The organism is Granulicatella seriolae (genome assembly GCF_024543085.1).
Taxonomy (GTDB): domain Bacteria; phylum Bacillota; class Bacilli; order Lactobacillales; family Aerococcaceae; genus Granulicatella; species Granulicatella seriolae.
Genome location: NZ_JANHNZ010000002.1, coordinates 99,831 through 125,171, shown reverse-complemented (window position 1 = coordinate 125,171; position 25,341 = coordinate 99,831). Strand labels below are relative to the sequence as shown.

At 37.2% G+C, this 25,341-nt stretch carries 25 protein-coding genes; 24 read left to right on the top strand and 1 reads right to left on the bottom strand.

The window, feature by feature from the left end:
* Positions 1 to 220 precede the first annotated feature (220 nt).
* The 5 genes from NPA36_RS02825 to NPA36_RS02805 are packed head-to-tail and all read left to right on the top strand — an operon-like array spanning position 221 to position 4,339.
* Positions 221 to 1,063, top strand: a complete 843-nt coding sequence (locus NPA36_RS02825; protein ID WP_256944590.1) for a metallophosphoesterase — start codon at positions 221 to 223, stop codon at positions 1,061 to 1,063.
* Positions 1,064 to 1,099: 36 nt separating this feature from the next.
* Positions 1,100 to 2,137, top strand: a complete 1,038-nt coding sequence (locus tag NPA36_RS02820) for a Gfo/Idh/MocA family protein (RefSeq protein ID WP_256944589.1) — start codon at positions 1,100 to 1,102, stop codon at positions 2,135 to 2,137.
* A 2-nt stretch (positions 2,138 to 2,139) separates the two neighbouring features.
* Positions 2,140 to 3,411: a DEAD/DEAH box helicase gene (locus tag NPA36_RS02815; RefSeq protein ID WP_256944588.1), complete on the top strand. Its 1,272-nt coding sequence runs from the start codon at positions 2,140 to 2,142 to the stop codon at positions 3,409 to 3,411.
* A gap of 47 nt (positions 3,412 to 3,458) precedes the next feature.
* Complete coding sequence (locus NPA36_RS02810) at positions 3,459 to 3,851, top strand: hypothetical protein (RefSeq protein ID WP_256944587.1); 393 nt, start codon at positions 3,459 to 3,461, stop codon at positions 3,849 to 3,851.
* A 56-nt stretch (positions 3,852 to 3,907) separates the two neighbouring features.
* Positions 3,908 to 4,339, top strand: coding sequence for a thioredoxin domain-containing protein (locus NPA36_RS02805; protein ID WP_256944586.1), 432 nt, complete (start codon positions 3,908 to 3,910; stop codon positions 4,337 to 4,339).
* 471 nt (positions 4,340 to 4,810) lie between these two features.
* On the opposite strand, the gene NPA36_RS02800 is transcribed toward NPA36_RS02805, so the two are convergent.
* On the bottom strand, positions 4,811 to 6,106 hold the full coding sequence (locus tag NPA36_RS02800; protein WP_256944585.1) for a hydroxymethylglutaryl-CoA reductase, degradative: 1,296 nt from the start codon (positions 6,104 to 6,106) through the stop codon (positions 4,811 to 4,813).
* 199 nt (positions 6,107 to 6,305) lie between these two features.
* On the opposite strand from NPA36_RS02800, the gene NPA36_RS02795 reads away from it, so the two are divergent.
* The 19 genes from NPA36_RS02795 (at position 6,306) to NPA36_RS02705 (ending at position 25,340) form a co-directional block, all read left to right on the top strand.
* Entirely contained in the window at positions 6,306 to 6,902 is a 597-nt protein-coding gene (locus NPA36_RS02795; protein ID WP_256944584.1) for a hypothetical protein, read from the top strand.
* 40 nt (positions 6,903 to 6,942) lie between these two features.
* Positions 6,943 to 7,947, top strand: coding sequence for a YdcF family protein (locus NPA36_RS02790; RefSeq protein WP_256944583.1), 1,005 nt, complete (start codon positions 6,943 to 6,945; stop codon positions 7,945 to 7,947).
* 107 nt (positions 7,948 to 8,054) lie between these two features.
* Positions 8,055 to 8,714 carry an ABC transporter ATP-binding protein gene (locus NPA36_RS02785; protein ID WP_256944582.1) on the top strand — a complete coding sequence of 220 codons (660 nt, stop codon included), beginning with the start codon at positions 8,055 to 8,057 and terminating at the stop codon, positions 8,712 to 8,714.
* The gene (locus NPA36_RS02780; RefSeq protein WP_256944581.1) at positions 8,711 to 9,481 is read left to right on the top strand and encodes an ABC transporter permease; all 771 of its coding nucleotides are present in this window, start codon (positions 8,711 to 8,713) and stop codon (positions 9,479 to 9,481) included. The genes NPA36_RS02785 and NPA36_RS02780 overlap by 4 nt, the downstream gene beginning before the upstream one ends.
* A gap of 11 nt (positions 9,482 to 9,492) precedes the next feature.
* Entirely contained in the window at positions 9,493 to 10,239 is a 747-nt protein-coding gene (locus NPA36_RS02775; protein WP_256944580.1) for an acyl-[acyl-carrier-protein] thioesterase, read from the top strand.
* 529 nt (positions 10,240 to 10,768) lie between these two features.
* Complete coding sequence (locus NPA36_RS02770; RefSeq protein ID WP_256944579.1) at positions 10,769 to 12,394, top strand: sensor histidine kinase; 1,626 nt, start codon at positions 10,769 to 10,771, stop codon at positions 12,392 to 12,394.
* Between the two features lie 2 nt (positions 12,395 to 12,396).
* A complete protein-coding gene (locus NPA36_RS02765) occupies positions 12,397 to 13,149 on the top strand; it encodes a response regulator transcription factor (protein WP_256944578.1) in 753 nt (250 codons plus the stop codon).
* 73 nt (positions 13,150 to 13,222) lie between these two features.
* On the top strand, positions 13,223 to 14,266 hold the full coding sequence (locus NPA36_RS02760; protein ID WP_256944577.1) for an ABC transporter substrate-binding protein: 1,044 nt from the start codon (positions 13,223 to 13,225) through the stop codon (positions 14,264 to 14,266).
* A 12-nt stretch (positions 14,267 to 14,278) separates the two neighbouring features.
* Positions 14,279 to 15,358, top strand: a complete 1,080-nt coding sequence (locus NPA36_RS02755; RefSeq protein ID WP_256944576.1) for an ABC transporter ATP-binding protein — start codon at positions 14,279 to 14,281, stop codon at positions 15,356 to 15,358.
* On the top strand, positions 15,359 to 17,023 hold the full coding sequence (locus tag NPA36_RS02750) for an ABC transporter permease (protein ID WP_256944575.1): 1,665 nt from the start codon (positions 15,359 to 15,361) through the stop codon (positions 17,021 to 17,023).
* Between the two features lie 358 nt (positions 17,024 to 17,381).
* Positions 17,382 to 18,248 (top strand): N-acetylneuraminate lyase, encoded by an 867-nt coding sequence (locus NPA36_RS02745; RefSeq protein WP_256944574.1) that lies wholly within the window; start codon positions 17,382 to 17,384, stop codon positions 18,246 to 18,248.
* 26 nt (positions 18,249 to 18,274) lie between these two features.
* The gene (locus tag NPA36_RS02740; RefSeq protein WP_256944573.1) at positions 18,275 to 19,171 is read left to right on the top strand and encodes an ROK family protein; all 897 of its coding nucleotides are present in this window, start codon (positions 18,275 to 18,277) and stop codon (positions 19,169 to 19,171) included.
* Positions 19,172 to 19,981, top strand: a complete 810-nt coding sequence (locus NPA36_RS02735) for a MurR/RpiR family transcriptional regulator (RefSeq protein WP_256944572.1) — start codon at positions 19,172 to 19,174, stop codon at positions 19,979 to 19,981. It abuts the gene before it with no gap.
* A gap of 138 nt (positions 19,982 to 20,119) precedes the next feature.
* On the top strand, positions 20,120 to 21,463 hold the full coding sequence (locus tag NPA36_RS02730; RefSeq protein WP_256944571.1) for an ABC transporter substrate-binding protein: 1,344 nt from the start codon (positions 20,120 to 20,122) through the stop codon (positions 21,461 to 21,463).
* Positions 21,464 to 21,575: 112 nt separating this feature from the next.
* Positions 21,576 to 22,469 (top strand): carbohydrate ABC transporter permease, encoded by an 894-nt coding sequence (locus tag NPA36_RS02725; RefSeq protein ID WP_256944570.1) that lies wholly within the window; start codon positions 21,576 to 21,578, stop codon positions 22,467 to 22,469.
* A 12-nt stretch (positions 22,470 to 22,481) separates the two neighbouring features.
* Complete coding sequence (locus tag NPA36_RS02720) at positions 22,482 to 23,315, top strand: carbohydrate ABC transporter permease (protein ID WP_256944569.1); 834 nt, start codon at positions 22,482 to 22,484, stop codon at positions 23,313 to 23,315.
* An 11-nt stretch (positions 23,316 to 23,326) separates the two neighbouring features.
* Entirely contained in the window at positions 23,327 to 24,028 is a 702-nt protein-coding gene (locus NPA36_RS02715) for an N-acetylmannosamine-6-phosphate 2-epimerase (RefSeq protein ID WP_256944568.1), read from the top strand.
* Positions 24,029 to 24,081: 53 nt separating this feature from the next.
* Entirely contained in the window at positions 24,082 to 24,381 is a 300-nt protein-coding gene (locus NPA36_RS02710; protein WP_256944567.1) for a hypothetical protein, read from the top strand.
* A gap of 437 nt (positions 24,382 to 24,818) precedes the next feature.
* Positions 24,819 to 25,340, top strand: a complete 522-nt coding sequence (locus tag NPA36_RS02705) for a DNA topology modulation protein (protein ID WP_256944566.1) — start codon at positions 24,819 to 24,821, stop codon at positions 25,338 to 25,340.
* Position 25,341 lies beyond the last annotated feature (1 nt).

The following is a 25,341-nucleotide window of genomic DNA, read 5'->3' as shown; positions in this document are numbered from 1 at the left end:
TACGATATCAGTTAAGAACCGTATAGAGCTAAGCAGGTGAACTTTGTTTAAAATAAGAAATTTGGCACGGCTTAAACTGCTGAAATAGTTGCTAAAGCTTGTAAATAAAGGTAATCTTATAGAAAGGAACTCTGCTGATGTTAAGGTGGAGGACTAATCAAGTATTAAACTCTAAGCTAGTAAACTTAAGAGAAAAGCTTATCCATGAAGGGGTGGTTATGTGAATAGCAAGAAATTAGCGAGAAACGTAGTTATAGGGGCAGGTGTCGGTCTTTATCTGTATTTACAAAACACATGGCTTCAAGTTACTAAAGTCAATTTACCAGCAAGTGGATCGTTGGCAGGCTTGAAGGGATTAAGAATAGTCCAATTATCCGACCTACATTTTCCAAATCAGGGGGTCAAGATTAGTAGGTTAATCTCAAAGGTTGCTAAGGAAAAACCAGATTTGATAGTCATTTCAGGAGATATTATTGAGGGAAAAAAACCTTATCAAAGTCGTGACATGCATGAATTTGCCAAGGGGCTTGCTGCTATTGCGCCGACCTATGCAACTTTGGGCAATCATGATATTAAGTCTAACTTAAGGCAGTTTATGGTGGATACTTTGGAGGAAGAGGGTGTAACTTTCTTACAAGGCAAACCACAAGTTTTAAACTTCAAAGGACAAGATTACCTTTTGATGGGTGTGGACAGTGCACCAAGATTGTTCTATAAACAAATGGAAAATCTATCCAGTGTCTCCTTTAAAAATGAATGGTATGAGCTACCAAAATTATTGGTCAGCCATAGACCAGAAACTTTTGAGAATTTTATTGAAGATCCAAATAAAGCACCACAAATTACTTTTGCAGGTCACGCTCATGGTGGTCAGGTTCGTTTACCGTTTTTCGATGGACTATTCGCACCCGATCAAGGAATTCTACCAAGTTTAACGGCGGGAGTTTTTCGTGGCATTGCTAATCCAGAAAGTCTTTTGGTTATTAGTCGAGGCATAGGGGCAAGTTCTTTTCCGTTTAGGATCAATAATCGCCCCGAGTTGATTGTCGTTACTATTCATTAATTAGAATTGATTTGAATAAAAATAGGAGGTATGAACGTGATAAGATTAGGGATTATAGGTACAGGGCAAATTTCTAAGGATTTTGTTGAAGCTGCAAGGCTTTCGAATCGCTATGTTGTCACTGCCGTTTATGGTAGAAGTGCAGAATCGGCAGGAAAATTCGCAGCGGATATGGGGATTATTGGGATTTATACGAATATAGATCAGTTTTGTGAAAGTGATGTCTTTGATGTTGCTTATATTGGTACACCAAACAGTACACATTTTTTACATGCCTTAACCGTTATTCGTCATGGCAAACATGTTATCGTTGAAAAGCCATCATTTTCAACAACCAAAGAATGGGACCGAATTGACCGTGAAGCGGCTTTAAAGGGGTGCTTGGTTTTTGAAGCAGCTCGGCACCTTCATGAAAGGAACTTCCAGCTAGTGGAAGAGTGGATTTCTGAGCATAGACATGAATTGGATGGAGCGGTTCTTAGCTTTGCAAAATATTCGTCAAAATATGACAGTTACCTCGCAGGGAATAGACCTAATATCTTTACGACAGAGTTTGCTGGAGGAGCTATAGCGGATTTAGGTGTCTATCCTTTGTATGCGGCTGTTGATTGGTTTGGTATTCCTCATGATGTCGAGTATTTTGTTACAAAATTAGAAAGTGGTGTGGATGCCATAGGGGTAGCCATTTTGCATTACAATGGCTTTATGGTAACCATTCATGTTGGAAAGAATATAAATATGACCTTACCGAGTGAAATTTATTTTGGGCGTAAAACCCTAAGATTAGATAATATAAGCATGACGCAATCGATTGAACTATTGGAAAACGGGGAAGTAGTAGCCAACTTGGAGGATACTCCGGCAGCTCATTATATGCTGGGGGAAGTTAGTGCTTTCGCTGATGTGATAGAAAACCGTGAAGATGAACTACAAATAGCCAGATACACTTCTTGGAGAGTGTTGAGTAGACAGGTACTTTATGTCTTAAAGGAGTTAAGACATAAGGGTGGTATTCTGTTCCCAGCAGATGAAGTTGAAAATATGGACTCTTATTTGAAAGAACAGGGCTTTTAAGCATGACAGAGATAAGGGAAAACACATTTAAAACAACAGCTTTTGAACAACATTGGCAAGACAAAGGCTTTACTGAAACGACGCCTATTCAAGCAGCTACTTTTGCACCTTTACAAGCAGGAGAGGATTTGGTAGGCATCTCTCCAACTGGGACTGGAAAGACCTTGGCTTATCTCTTGCCTTTGTTAGATAAAGTCGAAGCTATACCTGAATTACAAGTCATGATTCTAGCTCCAAGCCAAGAGTTAGCACAACAAATTGGACAAGTTGCTAGTGAATGGGCGGCTCTCAAAGACCTAAGAGTGCAGGTGATTATTGGTGGTGCTAATCAGAAGCGCCAACTGGAACAGTTGAAGCAAAAACCTCAAATTCTGGTAGGAACAACGGGTAGGATTCTGGAACTAGGCAAGACCAAAAAAATTAAGTTCCATCAGATCCGTACGGTCGTCTTAGATGAAGCAGACCATCTTTTACAAGTTGATCAGCTTTCTACAACTAGAGAATTAATTAAAAAATGCCCATCCCAACGCCAATTGGCCTTCTTTTCTGCTACGGAAAATGAACCACTCAAAGACATTAATAAGTGGTTCAATACCGCTGCCAAATGGTTTGATATGACAGAGGAAGCCAAAAGGTCTATTGGCAATGTGAAACATACCTATTTAGTCGGACCTGTTCGTAAGAGAGATGACCTTTTAAGGCGTTTGGCTCATGTTGATGGTATGCAAGCCTTGGTCTTTGTTAACGCTATTGCAGATGCTGCCATTTTAGCTGACAAGTTAGACTATCACCATATTCCTGTTGCCTTGCTTCATAGTCAGGCCAATAAGGAACAACGTAGACAAGCCTTGAACGATTTTAAAACAGGAAAAGTTACCTATTTGTTAACGACAGATTTGGCTTCTAGAGGGTTGGATTTGGAAGACTTACCGGCAGTTATTCAATTTGATTTGCCAGAAAGCAAGGAAGTTTATACTCATAGGGCTGGTAGAACAGGTAGAATGGGTAAGTCTGGGCTAGTTTTATCGTTGATTGGTGAAAGAGATGCGCGTGACTTGAGAAAATTATTGCCAGATGGTGCCAGCTTAAAGGAAGTCTTCGTTTATGGTGGCAGTTTGGTTGAAGAGTTGCCTAAGGATGCAAAAATCAACTCGCTAAAAACAAAATCATCAAAAAGACCTGATAGCGGTAAAAAACAAGTTCAGGCAAAATCATCAAGAAAATCGTCAAGACCTAGTCCAAGGAATAGTAAGAGAAAAGGGTCAAATAGATAGTCATTGTAACAAAAGGACTAGTTTGATCAAAAGCTAGGAGAAAATCTATGAATCGTGAGATAGAGATTGAGAAAGAATTAGAAAATTTTAGGTTAAAAGATAAAGGGGAATATAGCAAGGTATTAGCACAGCTTACCAAAGAAGATTCGCAAGAGGATATTGTTTGCTACCTTCTTCTAGATGAGGGGTTTGTCTTTTTTCCACAAATGGACAAAGAATCATTAACTCCTAAAGTTCCTCAAGTAATCCCTTTCTTTTTTGTTAAGAATTTGACTTACAAGGATGGTTTCTTTAGTTTGAAGCTAGACTTTGTTCATGAAGAAAACACGTATCATTTGACTATTCCTCATAGAAAGATGAATGCCAAATGGCAATACGGTGAATATAAGAAGTTTCTATCACTGCTAGCACAGGCAAAAACAAAAAAAGTTTCAGTCTAGTTTGTGTAGGGATAGATTTTTTCTAAACGAAACTTAGTAATGACTCAGGAGGCAATATGAAGTTTAATAAAGTAGTAGTAGGATTAATAGTATTTGTTGTGGCTATAGCAGGGTATTTAACATTTTTTTCAAAAAGTAGTTATCAAGCTGCTATAGGGAATTTTAAGACGATCACAGTGGCTCAAATTGAAGAAAAAAATAAGGCTCAAGAAAAGTTTTTAGTTTATGTTGGACGGGAATCTTGTCCTCATTGTGCAAATTTTGCACCTTTAATGGCGCAAGCTGTTAAAGAAAAAGGTGTGGAAATCTATTACCTTAATTCAGAAGGCTCAGGTTCTAACCCTGTTTTAGGGAACTATATTACTTCAACAGGTATTAGTGGTGTACCAGCTCTGGTCATGTATAGCAATGGCGTATATTCGGTGACTGGTGGAACCCAAACTGTTGAACAAGCTCGAGCTATTTTAGATAATTTCTTTGGCCAGTAGGGCTGACTAAAAAATCCCTGCTGCTATTTAAACAAAAGAGTTTTGCGAAAATCTTACCAGAAATGAGAACGGTGGCACCGCCGTGAGCCTTGGTCTCACGGCTTAGCTGTCTACGTGGCTGTAATCGGCTAAAGCCGAAACGTCCACTGTACGCCAGCTATGCTTTACACCGTTATTTCTGGTAAGATTTTCGCAAAACTCTTTTGTGCTTTAATAAAATAGATATTAGTCATTATAGACTTTTTGCTTAACCCCTTACAGCCACGTAGACAGCTAAGCCGGCGAGACCAAGGGGCACCTTGGTTATAAGAAAGCCACCGTTCCCATTTCTGATAGATTTCTGGGGAACTCTTTTATTTGGTTACCATTGGACTTTTTGTCCAGATCCGGTACCACCATTTTTATTTCTAATATAGTTTACGGAAAGTCTTTTGTTTTATAATAATACAGACTTTTTGCCTTATACTATTTTTATCCTCGATAAGCCTTTAACAGCGTCATAGCTGTTTCTTGATTGAGGTGTGGTTCTTTGAGCAGAGCTTCGGTTAGTGGCTCGATTTCCTCATCAGTTGCACCACAAGCGATTAATAGGGATTTGGCTTGTAGACTCATATGCCCTTTTTGGATACCGACAGTTACCAGGGCTTTCAAAGCGGCTAAGTTTTGAGCCAATCCGAGTGCCCCAATGATTTGTGCTAGTTCTTTAGCTTGGGGGCTGCCCAACAGTTGATGACTTAGTTGGGCCATTGGGTGAATGGCAATAGAGCCGCCAACCGTTCCAACCGGCATAGGTAGAACAATCTCACCAACTAGATTACCATCTTCATCCTTGGACCAAGTAGCAAGAGGTTGGTAGCTGCCGCTTTGGCTGGCGTAGGCGTGGGCTCCTGCTTCGATGGCACGCCAATCGTTTCCACTAGCCAAAACCAGGGCATCGATGCCGTTCATGATGCCTTTATTGTGAGTCGTTGCCCGGTAAATATCCGCTCTAGCAAAATTGCTGGCACTAATAATCTTGTCACGGACCAATTCTCCGGAATAAGTAACACTTGCTAAGATTTGCGGCTTTACGACACAAGTCGCTCTAACTAAACTTTGACTAGCATAATTGGAAAGAATAGCCATTAGTCGTTGACCACCTATCAATGCTTCAAGAGGAGCAACTAGACTTTCTAGCATGGTATTGAGCATATTGGCTCCCATAGCTTCCTTGGTATCAACCGTAAGATAGACAACTAAAAATGAATCGGGATTACTTTCGTTTGCTGGAATCCATTTCACTTGGATAGATGTTGCACCACCACCACGTTTGACTATGGAGGGGTGGGCAAGGTTAGCTATGGTGAGGAGTTCTTCTTCTTTTTTCTGAACCTTTAGCATGGCTAGGTCGGGCTCAGTGACATTAGTTAGTGCAATTTGTCCAACCATTTGGCGGTCTAAGCTTTCTGTTACAAAACCATCTGGGTTAGAAAGCGATACTAGTTTTGCAGCATTGCTAGCGGCTGCTATAACAGAAGGTTCTTCTGTTGCCATGGGGATAAGATAGGGCTTTCCATTGATAACAAAGTTTAGGGCGATACCATAAGGAATTTGATAGAGACTGAGTTGGTTTTCTATCATGTGACTGGCTGTATTGTCGCTCAAACCTAGTGATTCTCTTAGGATACGAGCTTGAGCTTCACTAATCCATTCAGCCTGTTCAAGTGTGTCTATTCTTTCCTGTCTAGTTTTTTTATAGAATTTGGCTAACGGTGTCAAATCGGGCATGAGATAAGTCTTCCTTTCCTGTTTGTTTGAAGTAAGTGATGCCACTAGTTACATGGAGTATACCATATATAGAAAGAATTCAAAAAAAATCACTATTTTTTACCTTTTTGTGAGTAATCTCGTGATAAATAAGGTAAACTGTAAAGATAGAGAACTATATTTGAGATAAACACATATAGATAAAAAAGGAGCTGGACAAATGCTAAAAGTATATAAAAGGACCATTGGGGAGCAAGAAATATATTTACAAGCAGATCAAGCATTTGAAAAGGAAGCCAATACGGTTTTAGATTTTGTAGAAGATTCACTGGATACTATCACGGATAAGTCCATTGTAGAGTTCCACTATGCCTTTGTTGCATTTAAACCATTGGAGACTGGCTTTCAAGTTGTTGTTCCAGACCTCGCAGGCGAACCAGAGGAACACTTTACTGAGGATTTAACGTATTTTCTATCCATTATTGCACAAACTTTTGCCTTGGCTAAGCAGACAAAGACAATTGGTCAGTTATCAAACTTTACCTTTAAAGATAATGTTATCTTAACCAATAATGCCTTCACACAACCAGAGTTCTATGTGCATCGCTACCATGAGGATACTTGGTTTGTAGCGCCAGTGGATCAAACGGTTGAAACACAACCTTTAGAAGGATTTCAAGCCTATAAAGTTTTGCGAGATCATCCAGAAATTTATCCTATGATTCATCTGCCGTTGGATTATATTGGATTGTATTCTAATGGGCAGCTAGTTTCTGTCATGGATACGGATGGTCAAGAACGTTTATCAGGTCAATGATGGGGTAGAAATTGAATAAATTAGTGAGGTGAATTTTGGGATGTTTATGTTTGTTCTTTTAGAAGTCGTTTTCTTGCTAATAGGACTACTGCAATATGGGATTGATAAGAGACAAGTTGTCATCGGCCAATTATGGCTAGCTAGTGCCATAGCTGGGGCAGTATCACTATTAATGGTGTCTAATTTAAATTTTCAGCAAATAATCACAATTTTTGTTGGTATTTCCTATGCAATTGTATTTTGGATTGTCTTTTCAAATTTAATTTTTTCTTATATTAGAGGCTATGTTGTCAAAAATAATGCTACTGGATGGAATCGATTTACATCACAATTTTTGGCAATGGGGAGTTTGGCTTGTTTATTGATTATTTTCTTTATTACTTACTTCAGTCCTCTAGCCGCTAACCCACTCGTTGGAAAATTAAATTTCTTTTTATCGCTATTATTTATGTACCTAGCTTTTCAAGCAACTAGCTTCCTGCTCTATTCGCAACTCTATACAGCTTTGTTGCGGGTTGAGTACCCCAACTTTATTATCGTTCTAGGGGAGAAATTAGTAGATAATCAACTGAGCTTATCGTTGAGAAATCGATTAGATAGAGCTTTTGAAATTTTTGAGGATGCCAACCGTACCCCAATTATTATTGTTAGTGGAGGACAAACGGACCAAGCCTATAGTAGTGAGTCTTCTGTCATGAAAGCTTATCTGGTTGAAGGTGGGATACCGGCAGAATTAATCATTGAGGAAAACCAATCCTTAGATACTCGAGAGAATTTACGGTTTTCAAAAAATATTCTAGAAGACTTATCTGTTGATGGTTCTGGAGTGTTTGTTACTAGTGATTACCATATCTTCCGCTCTGCTTTGGTGGCTAAAGATATCCAGTTAGATGCTAATGGTGCTGGAGCCAAGTCGGATAACCATGGTATTTTTGGCTATATTTTTGCTAAGTATATTCGAGAGTTTTATGGCTACATGTCACTTCATCTATGGACGCATGTCGCAGTAGCAATCTTTTTTGCAATTCTAGCTTGGGTGGTATAATAAGAGAATAAGGCTGAAAATGGGACTGGGAAATAAGTCCCTTTTTAGTTTTCACAAGATTCTTTAAGAAAAGTAAAAAAACAATGGTAAGTAGGTGACTTAAGAATATGACAGAATTAATAAAAATTGACCAGATGTCATTTGAAGATGAAGGAAATCAAATTCTAAAAGAGATTAATCTTTCCATAGCAGAAGGAGAATTTCTTGCTGTAGCAGGGCCTTCTGGAAGTGGTAAAAGCACCTTATTAAAAGTGATTGCAAGTCTTTTGGAACCGACAAGTGGTACAATTTATTATAAACAAAAGCCACTTGACCAGTTAGACCCACCTGAGTACCGGAAAGAAGTTTCGTATTGTTTTCAAACGGCTCAGCTATTTGGGGAAACCGTGCGAGATAATCTAGCTTTTCCCTATGACATTCGTCAGCAAGCATTTGATGAAAAAAGAGCGATTGAGTTATTAGAGCTGGTTTCATTGCCAAAGAATTATCTGGATAAGTCGATTCAAACCTTGTCTGGTGGAGAGAAGCAACGTGTTGCCTTAATCCGTTCTATGATGATCCCGCCACAAGTCTTATTGTTGGATGAAATCACTAGTGCACTAGATCAAGAGTCAAGGCAGACCATTTGGGATTGGATTAAGTATATCCGTACCAATAGTTCAACAACTATCGTCATGGTCAGCCACAATCCCGAAGAGGTTAAGTTAGCCAACAAAGAAATCTATATTGATAAAGGTCAAATCAGTCAGGCAGGTGGTTTAGTATGAATTTAGCTATTTCTCCACAGACGCTAGTATTAACAGCAAGTATATTATTGATTGCTATCTGGATTTCTTATAAGGAGAAGTTAGGAACCAGCAAAGAAATTATTATTAGTATTGGTCGGGCAATTATTCAATTATTGGTTGTTGGTTATGTACTAACCTATATATTCGACCTCAATAATGCCATTGTCACATTGGCCTTGGTGCTTATTATTATCTTTAATGCATCATGGAATGCTGGTAAGCGTGGAAACGGGCTGAAAAATGCTTTTCGAAATGCCTTTATTTCTATTTTTACAGCAACAGCCATAACCCTAATTATCTTGTTGGCGACAGGCTCAATCGTCTTAACTCCAGGACAAGTTGTTCCAATTACTGGTATGATAGCTGGGAACGCCATGACCAATATTGGTTTGAACTATCGCAATCTAATGTCTTTGTTTAGAGACCAGTCTCAACAAGTTCAAGAGAAATTAGCTTTAGGGGCCAACAGTCGGCAAGCTTCTTTGAGCATTATGCAGGACGCCATAAAAGCAGGCATGCAGCCAACCCTAGATACTACAAAAACAGTTGGGCTAGTTTCATTGCCAGGTATGATGTCAGGCTTAATATTTGCTGGCATCGAACCAACAAAAGCGGTTATGTATCAGATTATGGTTATGATGATGCTGATTGGCACGACTGCTATTGCTTCTTACATTTCCACCTATCTAACCTACAAATCTTTCTATACGGATCGCCAACAATTGATCATCAATAAACCGAAATAAGGAGGGGTTATATGTCTAATGTTTTTCACATCACTCATAAAGTTCTAGCTTACGAATGTGATTTTTCAGGAAGGGCTAGTTTACCCATGTTAATTGCCATGACCATGATTGCTTCCAGAGAACAAGAACGCATTCTAGGAATTCCTAATGTCCATGAAACAAAAGGTCTGGCTTGGGTTATCATTCAAAACCAGATTGATATCATTCGCTTTCCTAAATACGAAGAGGTCATCACCATCGAAACAGAACCCTTGAGTTACAACAAGTTCTTTACCTATCGTAGATACACTATTTTTGATGAAAATGAAGAAAAGATTGCAGAAACTATTGCGACTTTTTCAATGATTGATTTGTCAAAACGCAAGATGGTTCCGGTAGATTTAGAAGTTTTGAATTGTTATGGCATTGGTGATTCAAAAGAAATTAGACGTTCAACTAAGCTAAGAGAAATCCAAGAGCCACAAATGGAAAAAGATTACTCCGTACGAGTCTTGGATATTGATTATAATGGTCATGTTAACAATACGCGCTACTTTGATTGGGTACTTGATACACTAGGGATGGACTTTCTACAAAAGCATCGCCTAATGCGTCTAACCGTTAAATATGAAAAAGAAGTTAGACCAGGAAGTCAGGTAACCAGTTTGGCTGAAGTAAGTAGTGAGGATGCGACTGGCTTAGTGGAAACCAGCCACACCATAAAAGATGCTGAGCAACGCTTCTGTCAGATGAATGCTAAATGGGAGAAGTTGTCTTAAGCAATAGCTGTCTATATAGGAAATTAGGTAAAAAGCTTCCTTGTGTTTAAGCTAGTCAAGACTCCAACATATCTTTCGGAAATAAGAACGATGGCAGTGCCGTGAACCTTGGTCTCACGACTGGCTGTCTACGTGGGTTGTTGTACATCGGCTAAAGCCAAAATAACCACTGTGCGTCAGCTATGCTGAACAATTCTATGCCCGAAAGATGAGTTGGAGTCTCTTTTTTTGTGAGCTGAAAATACATGTTATTAGATAGTATGGCCAATATAAGTATCACCAATTTCTAAGAATTTCCTAGTTGTCGAATCATCAGGATAATTTCAAATATAAAGAATTACTATATGAAGTTTAAGAGGTAGTAACAAAACGAAGTAGTGCATCAATAATGGTTTATCTTGCAAGTCTCAAGAACATCGTCTAAGATGGAATTAATTTTCATCCTAGACGATGTTCTTCTAGTGACATAGATTACTGATGTAAAAGTGATGATTGATGGATAATAACTTACATGAATTGGAGAAAAGATATGACATTTAAGCAAAAATTAATCAAGGAGATATTCAAAAGTTTCAAATGGTCAACAGTTATGATTATTAGTATCTTTTTTGTTCTGGTGCTAGTGTTATTGTTCTCTACAAAATATTATCAACTTCAGAAAGATATGAATTTAATTGAAGATGAATTTCAACAATTATATGATGAAGGGTTTCAAGTGCTTGATGAGTTGAATGCCGATATTATCCCCACTTATATGCAAGATAAAAATACTAGACAATTATATAGTGCATTTTATGAAACGAATAATCAATTAACACCAAGAGCTACTTTGCTGTTATTAGATGACCAAAATGATTTAGTTTTTTCCTCTGATAGCAATGCACAAGAGACGACAATGAATATAAATTATTTTAGGGCTGTTATTGAAAATTCACCAACTGCACCGAGCATGAGAATTTTTCGTGGACAGAATACCTACGCATATTTGTTATTATCCAGACCTATTGTGGAAAATAATCAAGCTTTAGGACATAGTTTTTTACTAATTAATGGGAATGATTTTGTGGCAAACCTTAAATTGGAAGCCACTAAATATGCAATTGTAGATGAGTTTGATAATGTCTACGCCTATACGGGTGATACTGAATTAAAAGGAAGTCTGATGAAGTTTAATCAGGATGATTTTCAACAATTTATTATGGTTCGTAATGGAGATATTTATGTGACCATGTCGAGAGAATTAACTCCAAAATTAACCTTACATGCTAATGTCATCATTATTAATTGGTTGACGCTAGTCATATTTATGGGAGTAGCTTTGTTTTTTATTGCTGTAGTGTTATTGATTCACTTTACTCTTTTATCAAGGAATATTGCTCAATTAAGCAGCTCTTCTGTCGGCATATTAGTTCATGAGACGGAGTTGGTTATTAAAGGATATAAAACTCGACTTGATCAATCCGGGGCAGATGAATTTGCCTATTTAGCAACTAGAATTAATATGATGATGGATACGGTAGAGTCGATTTATAAGACAATGGTTCGTTTAGAAGAAGAAAAAGTAATAGCTGAGAGAAAAATGTTAGAGGCTCAGTTTAATCCACATTTTTTATATAATTCCTTAGAGGCAGTAAAGATATTGGTGCATATCAATCCTAAGAAAGCAGAATATTTAATACTGGCATTGAATCGTGTACTTCGTTATAGCATTAACCAGGATATGGCTACAGCAAGACTGTGTGAAGATATGGAAATAATCAAAGACTATCTAGAGGTCAATCAAATTCGATTTGATAAATTTACTTATTCAATCTATGTTGAAGAATCCCTTGAAAATCTAATTATACCCCGATTAAACTTATTACCACTGATTGAGAACTCACTAAAATACGGCATGAAAATGAGAAGTGACTTGACGCTTAGTATTCGAGTTTTTAGACAATCCCATCAAATAATCTTTGAAATTGGGGATAATGGACCGGGATTTGATGATGAATTTATTGACAATATTCAACACTATTTAAGAACTCAAAATACTGAGCACGGCATTATTAATAGTTTTAGGAGAATGGAATCTGTTTTTAAGCAAGTAACAATTGAATTTGGTAGACAGGGTGAGACTAGTAGTATTCGTTTTGTTGTAGAGGAGGGGTAGTTATGTATAAGTTAGTGGTTGTTGAAGATGAGCATCTCATTAGGAATTATGTTGCTCATGGTATTGATTATCGAGGAATGAATATTGTTGTAGTTGGCGAGGCTGAAGATGGTGAACAAGGTGCAGCCTTAATTCGAGCTCTAAAGCCAGATATTGTTATTAGCGATATCAATATGCCAAAACTAACAGGATTTGAGATGTTTGAATTAACTCAAGATATAGACTATAAAAAAATCATCTTATCGGGTTATGATGACTTTGCTAATGCTAAAAAAGCGATGAGATATGGTGTAATGGATTTTATATCAAAACCGATTGATGAGAATGATTTAAGGGAAAGTATCTATCGAGCTTGTCTTGATATACCTAATCAACCCGATATTTTTGAAGAGTTTCCCCACTTAGAGATTCAATATAATAAGTCAACAGACCTAGTGATATCCGATGTCATACAATTCATTCATCAGCATTATCATGAACCCATTAGTATTCCTACCATTGCCAATCAATTTGGCATTAGTGAAAGTAACCTTTATAAAAAGATCAAAGATGAATTGGGGATAACTCTTACAGACTATATTAATCGATTTAGGGTCAAACAAGCCATGATATTATTGCTAAAAGACTCTAATCTACGAGTGTATGAAATTGCCAATGAAGTAGGGTTCACTGATTATAATTATTTTAGTAAAGTGTTTCGCAAGTATACACACTACACCATTTCAGAGTTTAAAGAGAAAATTACTCAAAATTAAGAGAATAGTCTAGTTTATTAATCGCTTTCATGGATTACAATGAAACTATCAAAAAGATAGGGAGTTATGGAAGATGAAAAATAAATTAATAAAAACAGTTATGGCTAGTTTCTCGGTACTAATGTTGGCAGCATGCTCTAATCCTAATCAAAATTCTCAAACGAGTGAAGGAAATCCAACAAGTGATCGATTGGTTATTTATTCACCGAATTCGGAAGGTTTGATTAATGCAACAATTCCAGCATTTGAGGAAAAGTATGGTATTAAGGTTGATCTAATCCAAGCAGGAACAGGTGAATTATTTAAGAAAATCGAAAGTGAATCATCAGCACCTGTAGCAGATATTATTTTTGGAGGCTCATACACGCAATACGCACAAAATGCCGACCTTTTCCAAGAGTATATTTCGACTGAAAATGATAATGTTCAAGAAGAATACAGAAACACAACTGGTTACTCTACACCTTATACGTTAGATGGTAGTGTCATCATTGTGAATAAAGATTTGACTAAAGGAATGAATATTAAAGGGTATCAAGATTTAATCAATGATGAATTGAAAGGGAAGATAGCAACAGCAGATCCTGCCAATTCTTCCAGTGCCTTCTCTCAATTGACTAATATACTATTGGCCAATGGTGGTTACGATAACGAAGCAGCTTGGACTTACGTTCAAAAATTATTTGGCTTAATCAATGGTAAAATTTCATCAAGTTCTTCAAATGTCTATAAAGCAGTTGCTGATGGAGAGATGGCTGTTGGATTATCATATGAAGACCCAACTGTTAAATTATTAAATGATGGAGCTAATATTGAAATTATCTATCCTGAAGAGGGTACTGTATTTCTACCTGCTAGTGCTGCAATCATAAAAGATGCACCTAATAGTGAAAATGCTAAGAAATTCATTGATTTCATTATTTCCAAAGAAGTTCAAGATACATTGGGAACTATGACTACCAATCGACCTGTAAGAGCAGACGCAACTACTAGTGAGAACATGAAAAATATCTCTGATATTAAGGTCATCGTAGAAGATTATGACTATGTTATTGAACATAAAAATGATATTGTGAAACGTTACAATGAAATTTTTATCAATAGTCAATCTAACTAGGAGGAAAATAGTATGAGTGAGATTAGTATTAGAAATGCTAAAAAGATATATAATGATACTCCTGTTATTGAGAATTTGAATGTAACAATTCCTGATGGTTCTTTATTTACCTTGCTAGGACCATCAGGGTGCGGGAAAACAACCTTGCTTAGAATGATTGCAGGTTTTAATTCTATTGAAGGTGGCGATTTCTATTTTGGATCTGAACGTATCAACGATATGGATCCTAGTAGAAGAAATATTGGTATGGTTTTTCAAAACTATGCCATATTTCCCCATTTGACAGTGAGTGAAAATGTTGCCTTTGGGTTAAAGCAAAGAAAACTACCAAAGGATGAGATCGAGAGACAAACAGACAAGTTTTTAGAGTTGATGCAGATCAGTCAATTTAAGGATAGAAAGCCAGATAAATTAAGTGGTGGACAACAGCAACGGGTAGCACTGGCAAGAGCCTTGGCCATTAATCCTGATGTGTTACTGATGGACGAACCATTAAGTAATCTTGATGCCAAATTGCGGTTAGATATGCGACAAGCTATTCGAGAAATTCAGCGTGAAGTTGGAATTACAACAGTGTATGTTACTCATGATCAAGAAGAAGCTATGGCAATTTCAGACCAAATTGCGGTTATGAATTTAGGTGAAATCCAACAGATAGGTAAACCAAAAGAATTGTATCATAGACCTAGCAATGAATTTGTAGCTACTTTTATTGGACGGACCAATTTAATCAATGCCAAACTAATAAAACGTCAAGATCGTGCGGTGATTCAATTCAGCAATGGCTATGAGCTTCCATTTCCACAACTAGATACATTATCAGAGCAGGATATCAGAGTAAGCATCAGGCCTGAAGAATTTATTCGAAGTGACGAAGGAGAAATTGAAGCTACAATCATAGATAGTGTCTATTTAGGATTAAATACAGAGTACTTTATGTCAATTCCTTTCGCAGATCGCATTCAAGTGAGTGAGGAATCTACCTTTGGAGAGGACTTGAAATCAGGAGATACGGTCAAACTAACGATAAATACCCAGAAAATTAATGTGTTTACCGCTGATGGGAAGCAAAATTTGCTGGGGGTGGATTAGATGGCTCAAAAATTCAAACGATTTAATATCTGGACAAGTGCTTCATTGTTTATATTTGTAGTCTATCTAATCTTTTTAATCTATCCTATTGTCACGATTTTAGGACAGGCTTTATTTAGTGATGGTAGTTTATCATTGGATAATTTTGCAACATTTTTCTCTAGAAGCTACTATTTGGATACACTTTTAAATAGTTTTAAAGTGTCCATCACAGCGACAATCACCTCGCTAGTTTTGGGAACAGCTGTAGCGTATTGTTTCACTATGTTTCGATTCAAAGGAAAGAAAGTTTTGCAGATTTTGATTATTATTGCTTCAATGTCAGCACCTTTTGTTGGCGCATATTCTTGGATATTATTACTGGGAAGAAATGGCTTAATAACAAAATTTTTAGTGAACGTATTAGGGTTTCCACAAATCGATATCTATGGATTTTCTGGAATTGTACTAGTCTTTACCTTACAACTCTTTCCTTTAGTGTTCTTATATGTTTCTGGTGCTTTGAGTAGTATTGATAACTCTGTGTTAGAAGCAGCAGAGAGCATGGGGTCACGAGGATTGAATCGTATTTTTAAGGTTATCCTACCTCTATTAACGCCAACATTATTAGCAGCTGCTTTATTAGTATTTATGAGAGCATTTTCTGATTTTGGTACACCTATGCTGATTGGTGAAGGGTACCGAACCTTCCCCGTTCTGGTCTATTCAGAATTCATCAGTGAAGTTGGAGGCAATTCTGCTTTTGCATCAGCCTTAGCAATTATTGCGATTATTATTGCCATGACTATTTTCATGTTTCAGAAATATATTGCACAAAGAAATAGTTTTAGCATGAATTCTCTGCATCCTATTGAACCTAAGAAAATTAAATCCTTTAAGAAAACAAGTGTTTATATTTTCGTTTATGGAATTGTATTTCTGGCTATATTACCTCAACTGTATCTGATCTATACTTCTTTCCTAAATACATCTGGAATGGTATTTGTACCTGGTTACTCCATGAATAGTTACAGAGAAGCTTTCAGCAGAATGGGATCAGCCATAATCAATACTATTCGTATTCCACTTTTAGCCTTGATTATTGTAGTTGTTTTTGCAACAGTGATTTCTTATTTAGTTGTTCGAAAACGAAATATGTTTACCTCTTTGATTGATAGCATGAGCATGATTCCTTATATTGTACCTGGAACGGTTATGGGGATTGCGTTTATCACAGCATTTAACTCAGGAATCGGAGGAAGTGGATTTTTAGCCATTACTGGTACGGCTTTTATTATGATTGTATCCTTGTCAGTGCGTAGATTGCCCTATACTATTCGTTCATCCGTTGCTGCTTTGCAACAGATTTCGCCAAGTATTGATGAGGCGGCAGAAAGCTTGGGAAGCAGTCGGATCAATACCTTTACAAAAATTACTGTACCTATGATGATGTCAGGTATTGTATCGGGTGCTATTCTCTCTTGGATTACCATGATTTCAGAGTTATCAACATCGATTTTATTATATAACGTTAAGACAAGAACAATGACTATCGCGATATATACAGAAGTCTTGCGAGGAAATTATGGTATAGCAGCAGCCTTATCAACCATTCTGACCTTAATCACAGTAGTATCACTGTTAATTTTTATGAAAGTATCAAAGAGCGATCGAATTACAATGTAGGAATGATGGTGTTCGAATCTTGGAGTAAGTGTTAGGTTTTGTATTGTTTAAACGGTAATAAGTAAGCTATATTGATAGCTAAAAATTTCAATGAATAAAATCCGTAATAGTGGAAAAATAAAATATGACTTAAAAGGCAGTACTACCTCTCTTGTAGTGTCCTTAAGTATTAGAAAAATCATCTAATATTTATTGGCACTCAAGGGAGTTTTTTTGTATTTTAGACAAGCTCCCTTATTGATAAATCAATTAGAAAATGAATTTCTTAATAATGTACTTGAAAAAATAAATTTCATATGCTATTCTATTTTTGTAAGCGATAGCATTTTGTTCAAATAAATCTAGATAGAGGTGGCAAATGAAAAAATTGTATACAGCATTACTTACATCATTTGATAAAGAGGGGTACATTAACGAAAAAGGATTAAGAGAAATTATTCGTTTTAACATTGATGTGAACCAAGTTGATGGACTTTATGTTGGGGGATCTACAGGGGAAAACTTTTTACTAGATACAGCCAGCAAAAAACTAATCTTTAAGATAGCCTTTGAAGAAACAAATGGAGCGGTAGATTTAATTGCTCAAGTAGGGTCTAATGACCTCCATGAAGCCGTTGAGTTGGCCAAGTATGTAACTGATTTGGGGTATAAGACTATTTCTGCGGTAACCCCATACTACTACAAGTTTGACTTTGAAGAAGTGAAAAACTACTACAACACCATTTTAGCAGGTGTAGAAACAGATATGATTATTTACTCCATCCCATTTTTAACAGGGGTATCTTTATCTGTAGACCAATTTGCAGAGCTTTTTGAAAACGAAAAGATTAAAGGTGTCAAATTTACAGCAGCTGATTTTTATCTGCTCGAACGAATGAGAACTCGTTTCCCTGACAAACTAATCTATGCTGGCTTTGATGAAATGCTCCTACCTGCCTTATCATTAGGTGTAGACGGTGCCATTGGTTCAACCTTTAACGTTAATGCCAAGAGAGCTCGGGCAACCATGGAAGCTGTTGAAAAAAGAGATTTAGACCAAGCCTTCTTAGAACAAAGCAAGTCCAATGACTTAATTGAGGCAATTCTAGCAAATGGGCTATACAACACGATTAAAATCATCCTTCAAGAAGAAGGAGTAGATGCTGGGTACTGTAAAGAACCAATGAAAAAACCGTCAGTAGAACAAATTGAAAGAGCAAAAGAAATTTATAGAACCTTAGTCTAGGTCTTCAGGTAAAAGGAGTGAAGAAGATGAAAGAGTTTTTGTGTATCGATATTGGTGGAACGAGTATTAAGTTTGCTATTTTTTCTGAAGATGGACAAATGGTTGGCTCTATGAATGACGTGGCAACACAACAAACCATTGGAAATACTGAAATATTAGATACTCTTCACTCCATTATCTTAGACAAATCGATGCAACATATCATTTCGGGAGTTTGTATTTCGACAGCAGGGGTTGTAGATACGGAGCAAGGTCGAATTCAATATGCAGGCTATACAATTCCTGGTTATACAGGAACGGAACTTAAGGCTTATGTTGAGGAACACTTCCATATTCCATGTGAGGTTGAAAATGATGTGAATTGTGCTTGCTTGGGAGAATTTTGGAAGGGAGCTGGCCAAGGGAGCAGCTCAATGGTATGTTTAACTATCGGAACAGGTGTTGGTGGAGCTATCATGAGTGGCGGACATTTATGGCATGGATATTCCAATACAGCTGGAGAGATTGGCTATATGAATGTCAATGGTAAGAAATTCCAAGATGTCGCTTCAACTACTTATTTGGTTCAAGAGATAAATGCAGTAAAAGGCTTGAGCGGAGACCGTGCTTGGAATGGCTACCAAATTTTTCAGGCAGCGAAAGAGGGAGATGCTCAATCAATAGAGGGCATTCAAAGACTAGTTAAAAACCTTGTTACAGGACTGACCACAATTATCTATTTGGTTAATCCACAAGTGATTGTGTTAGGTGGAGGAATTATGGCTCAAGAAGAGATGTTAAAGCCTTTGATTGAAGCTGAACTTCGTCAACAGATTGAAGATCCACAGTTTTTAACAAGCCAAATTTGCTTTGCTCAACAAAAAAACGCTGCAGGAATGCTAGGTGCCTTATACCATTTTATCCAAAAGCAAGGAGATGACTAGATGGATATACTTGATCAAATCGAAAAACAATATGTTAGCTTCTCCAACAAGGAAAAGCAGATAGCCATGTATATTTTACAAAACAGTAACTCTATTAAAAATATCAATATCTCCAAACTAGCTGAAAAGACCCAAACCTCAAGTGCTACAATCACGCGTTTTTGCCGAAAGATATCCTGTGATAGTTTTGTAGATATGAAAATAAAAATTAGTGCATCTCAAGTAGATTCCCAATCTAGAGAAACTGGAAATATCTATGAAGATGTTTATCAATTCTACGATAAGGTGATAGAACGTACCAAGAAAAATATTGATACAGAAGTCGTCCAAAAATTTGTTGAAGAAATTAAAAAAGTGAAACGAATTTTCATCTATGGCGTAGGAAGTTCTGGGATTACTGGGTTGGAATTACAGCAACGATTTATTCGGATGGGGCTGAATATAACTTGTGTAACCGATTCTCATATGATGTTGATTAATAGTACATTGGTCACCAAGGATGACCTTGTTCTAGGGATTTCTACGTCTGGAACGACACAAGATATTATTAAAGCACTAAAGATTGTAAAAAGTAAAGGTGCTAAAATTGCCTGCATTACAAGTTTTTCAGAAAGTCCCTTAGCGAAACTGAGTGACTATGTTATGACTGTATATAATAGTCTTTTTGTGGACGATACACGCTTTGTGAATTCACAATTTGCTATAGTTTATTTAATGGATGTCATTTCAACCATGCTACTGGAAGAAGAGGGGTATCACTACATGATGAGCCAAACCATCAATGCAATTGTTAAGGATGGAGAAGAGTGAAATTTATTTTCATAATCAAAATTTTAGAAATTATTTTTATGAAAAGGGTTGCATTTCTAAAATGATTTGGTAAGATAAGATTATAAAGATGGAGTAAGCGTTTGCGACATCAATCAAAAAACTTTAGGGGGAAAAGAAATGAACAAGGTTTTTAAAGGGTTTATGGCTACGGCAGCATTAACAGCTGTTTTAGCAGGATGTGGGAATACAACACCAGCCGAGTCAAGTAAAACTGAGGGAGAAAGCAGCAAGACAGAGACACAAGAACAAGTTACTATTAAATATTGGAACTTTCCTAACTTCACTAATGACAAAGAATTTACGAAATCTGAAGATTATGATGCAGCCTTAATCGCAGCGTTTGAAGCGGCAAACCCAAATATCAAAGTAGAATACCAAAAATTAGACTTTACAGATGGGCCTGCAAAAGTAGAAACAGCCATCCAATCTAAAACAAATCCAGACGTTATTTACGATGCGCCAGGACGTGTTATCGACTGGGCAAGCAAGGGCTACTTGGCACCATTTTCAGATGTGGACACGTCTAAGTTGGATCCATCAGCAGTAAAAGCATCAAGCTTTGAAAGTGACCTTTACCTATACCCACAAGGAATTGCACCATTCTTAATGGCTGTAAATACTAATCTAACGGATCAACTAGGAATTACAGATATGCTACCTTTGGACAAAGCAGACAACCCAAGTCGTTCATGGACAACAACAGAGTTTGAAGCTTTCCTTAGAGCTGTCAAAGAAAAAAATCCTGATTTGATTCCAACTCTTCTATATGCTAAATCACAAGCAGGAGACCAAGGCCCACGTGCTTTCGTTTCAAACCTATACGGCTCATGGATTACTGATGATGCTATTTCAAAATATACCATCAATGATGAAAATGGTGTTAAAGGCTTAGAATGGATTCAAAAAGTTTCTCCTGAAGGACTACTAGGTTCTGGGGAAGGTCTTGAATCAAAAGATGGACAAGAATACTTTAAATCTGGTAAAACGGCTCTAACAATCCTTTCATCACCAGGCTTACGTGTACAACAGATGCAAGGTGAAAATATGAATGCTCGTTTCTTGCCTTATCCAAACGAGAACGGTAAAGCGAAGTTTGAATTCCTAGTAGCTGGACCAGCTGTCTTTGAAAATGGCGACAAAGCAAAAGTTGAAGCTTCACAAAAATTTGTTGACTTTATGATCAATGATTCTGTTTGGGGTAAACGTACGTTATTAGCAACTGGTAACTTCTCAGCTAAAACTGGTGAAAAAGGTCTGTATGATGATCCTGAACTAGTCTATGCAGAAGAATTAAGTAGCCAATTTGGTCCTTACTACAACACAATCGCTGGATACGCAAAAATGCGTCCACTATGGTTCCCAATGTTACAATCAGTTATGAGTGGCGAAACAAATCCGAAAGAAGCAGTAGATAGTTTTGTAGAAAAAGCTGATCAAACGATTAAAGAAGCGGCAGAATAAAAACTAAACGATTAGGGAGAGGAAGGAGACTTGTTCTTTAGAATCTCCCTTAATTTATTCTTTGATATGAAAATGAAAATCATAAATTGACTTTAATGAAAAGGAGTTTACCATGGAGCTGTCTAGATTCAAAAAAAGAAGAAAAATTGATTACTATGGGTATTTATTCTTAGCACCAGCCATGTTTTTCTTTTTGACCTTTGTCCTTTATCCAATGGTGAAAGGAATTTATTTATCATTTTTTAGATTCAGGGGCAGAAGACAAATTTTTAATGGCATTACACATTACACCAATCTTATCGGAGATGAAGTGTTTCGAAAATCAATGGGAAATACTATTCTCATTACCTTCATAGCTGTTCCGATTGTTGTGATTTTAGCTATGTTTATTGCTATTAATATTTACAACAAGCATGCAGCTGTTCGTTCATTTTTTAGAGGTGTGTTTTATATTCCAGCCATTTCATCAGTGGTATCTGTCACCGTTGTATGGTTATGGATCTATAATCCTGACTTTGGGATTTTAAACTATGTTCTAAAATCAGTAGGTGTGATTGATAAAAATGTTGCCTGGTTAGGGGATTCCTCAACAGCTCTTTATGCTATTATTGCTGTCTTAATTACGACCAGTTTAGGGCAACCAATCATTTTGTATATAGCAGCCTTGGGAAATGTGCCTACAGAGTTATTGGAGTCTGCTACGATTGATGGAGCTAACAACTGGGTTTTATTTAGAAAGATTATTCTACCTTTAGTAAAACCAACTACTCTTTATATTGTGGTGACAACAACTATTAATAGTTTCCAAATCTTTGCTTTAATTCAATTGATGACGGCGGGTGGACCAAACTACTCAACGTCCACCATTATGTATTTAGTTTATGAAACGGCAATAACATTACAAGAATACGGTAAAGCATCAGCGATGGGTGTGATTTTGGCTATTATTATTGGAATTATTTCCATATTACAGTTCAAATTCCTATCCAATGATGTGAATTATTAGGAGGCGGCAGATATGAAATTTAAAAAATTTGGAGCCTTTAATATTATCTCAATGATTATCTTAGCTGCTCTAACAATCTTCTTTATTTTTCCTTTTTATTGGATTGCCAGTGGCTCGTTTAAGTTACAAGACGTTGCCATCGCCATTCCACCAGAGTGGTTTCCGATGAACCCAACCTTGGCCAATTACGAAGAATTATTGCAACCGTTAACTGGTCGTTGGTTCTTTAACTCAGTATTTGTCTCCTTGATGACGACTTTGTTGGTTTGTACGACTGCTTCTCTAGCGGGATATGCCTTGGCTAAAAAACGGTTTCCAGGTGTGACCCTTATCTTTACAATTTTTGTTGCAGCAATGGCTTTGCCAAAACAGGTTATTCTAATCCCTTTACTTCGTTTTATCACAGAGTTGGGCTGGATGGATACTTATCAAGCTTTGATTATTCCAGCGATTGGGTGGCCGTTTGGGATTTTCTTGATGAAACAATTTTCTCATTCTGTACCAACTGAACTGTTAGAATCAGCCGATATTGATGGCTGTGGCGAGTTGAAGAAGTTCTGGCATATTGTCTTACCGATTGTTAAACCGGGAATTGGGGCTTTGGCTATCTTTACCTTTATTGCTAGCTGGAATGATTACTTCACTCAACTTGTATTCACCAATACAGAAACCATGAAAACTTTACCACTGGGACTTGCTTCCATGGCCCAATCAGCAGAATACTCATTGAATTACGGTTTATTGATGGCTGGTGCGCTTTTAGCTTCCCTTCCAATGATAACAGTCTTCTTACTATTCCAAAGCTTCTTTACACAAGGAGTAACAGTTGGGGCGGTGAAAGGATGATGAGTACGGTAATGAAGAAAGAAGAAATGTTTGAGCATCTAAAAGGGGGGCTAATTGTCTCTTGCCAAGCATTACCCGGAGAACCTCTTTTCAAACAAGAGGGAGGAGTTATGAATTTAATGGCTAAGGCAGCTCTTGAAGCGGGTGCTGTTGGAATTCGTGCTCAAGGTGTCGAAGATATTCGTCAAATAAAAGAAACAGTAGATTTGCCGGTCATTGGTATTATCAAAAAATCATACCCTGATTATGAACAATATATTACTGTGACCATGGATGAGATTGATGCACTGGTAGAGGCGGGTAGCGATATTATTGCTCTTGATGCTACCATGCGTCCTAGAGGAGATGGCTTGACCATTAACCAATTCATTGCTAAAGTAAAAGAAAAATATCCAGATATTCGTTTAATGGCAGATATATCTACTTTGGAAGAAGGGATAAATGCCCAAGAAGCAGGAGTGGATTGTGTCGGATCAACGCTAAGTGGCTATACGGATTATTCCATTCAAAAGGATGGGCCTGATTTTGAGTTGATGCAAGAGCTAGTCACCAATCTTACGATTCCGATTATTGCTGAAGGGAAAATTCATACACCAGAGCAAGCTAGAAAAGCCATGGATTTAGGCGTTCATTGTGTTGTTGTGGGAGGAGCTATCACTAGACCCTTAGAAATCACAAACCGTTTCATTAAGGCTATTCATAAAGAAAAATAATGTTTGCTAACTAGTGTTGGTTAGTAAAGTACAGATACAAAGGGGTGGGTATTATGAGTCTAGGGCAATTAATCATTGGTTGGTTCTACTATGGTATTTTTTATATGGGACTGTCCATTGCTGCAACTTTGATGATTAATCGCGCGGTAAAAAAACTTTGGTTATCACCTTTACTAATCAATGCCTTAGCGATTCTTATTTTACTTGGTTCAAGAGCACTCAATTTGATTCCTGAGTCCTCAGTAGGGTTTTCCATTTACTTTGTCTATATGCCTATTGTGGTTGCCAGTGTGTTTTGTAACCTTGTGATTGGTCTGTATCGTCATTATCAAAAAAGCAGAGCCTTTAAATAGTTTAGCTTGATTGATTAATGTTTGGATAATCCTTCTCATTAATAAAATCAAATTTTAATTACGAAAGAATTCCCAGATAAGTGTCAGAAATAACGGTGAAAAGCATAGCTGGTGCACGGTGACTGTTTCGACTTTAGTCGAATTACAGTCACGTAGACAGCTAAGCCGTGAGACCAAGGCTTACGGCGGTGCCACCGTTTTTATTTCTGACACTTATCTGGGAATTCTGTAGTATAAGCAATAGGTGATAAGTAAACTATTTATCGGCCAAGACAGTCTGATTTGTTAACGAAGAATACTTGTACTTAGCAATCAGCTACTAAACCGCTCCATTTTCCAGATGGGGTGGTTTTTTGATTGTCTTTCATTCATTTTCTAGTTGAAATTTGATATACTGGGTCAGACAGTTCATTATAGGCTTTGGAGGAGGTTCAGATATGAAAATTGCTCTCTTAGGTTTTAGTGCCTCAGGTAAATCTACTTTAGCCAAATGGTTGGCCCAAACTTATCAACTTCCTTTACTTCATCTGGATACCATACAATTTACGGCTAACTGGCAGGACCGCCCACTTGAAGAAGGGCAAGCCATGGTTAAGGAGTTTATGTCGCAAGATTCTTGGGTCATTGATGGGAATTACCGAAAATTCTTCCAAGCAGAAAGGCTAGAGGAGGCAGACATGATCATTTTCATGAATTTTCCTGTCTATAGAGCTTTGCCTCGTGCTATAAAAAGGTATATAAGCTTCCATGGTAAAACACGTTCGGATATGGCTGATGACTGTATAGAGAAGTTGGATTGGACCTTTATGAAATGGATTCTTAAAGATGGACGTACGCCAATGATTAAAGACCATTACAAGTCTCTACAACAAACATATCCTGAAAAATGGATTGAGCTGACTTCTCAAAAAGACATCAATGCTTTTATGACACAGATAGAACAGAAAGAAAATGGTTAGG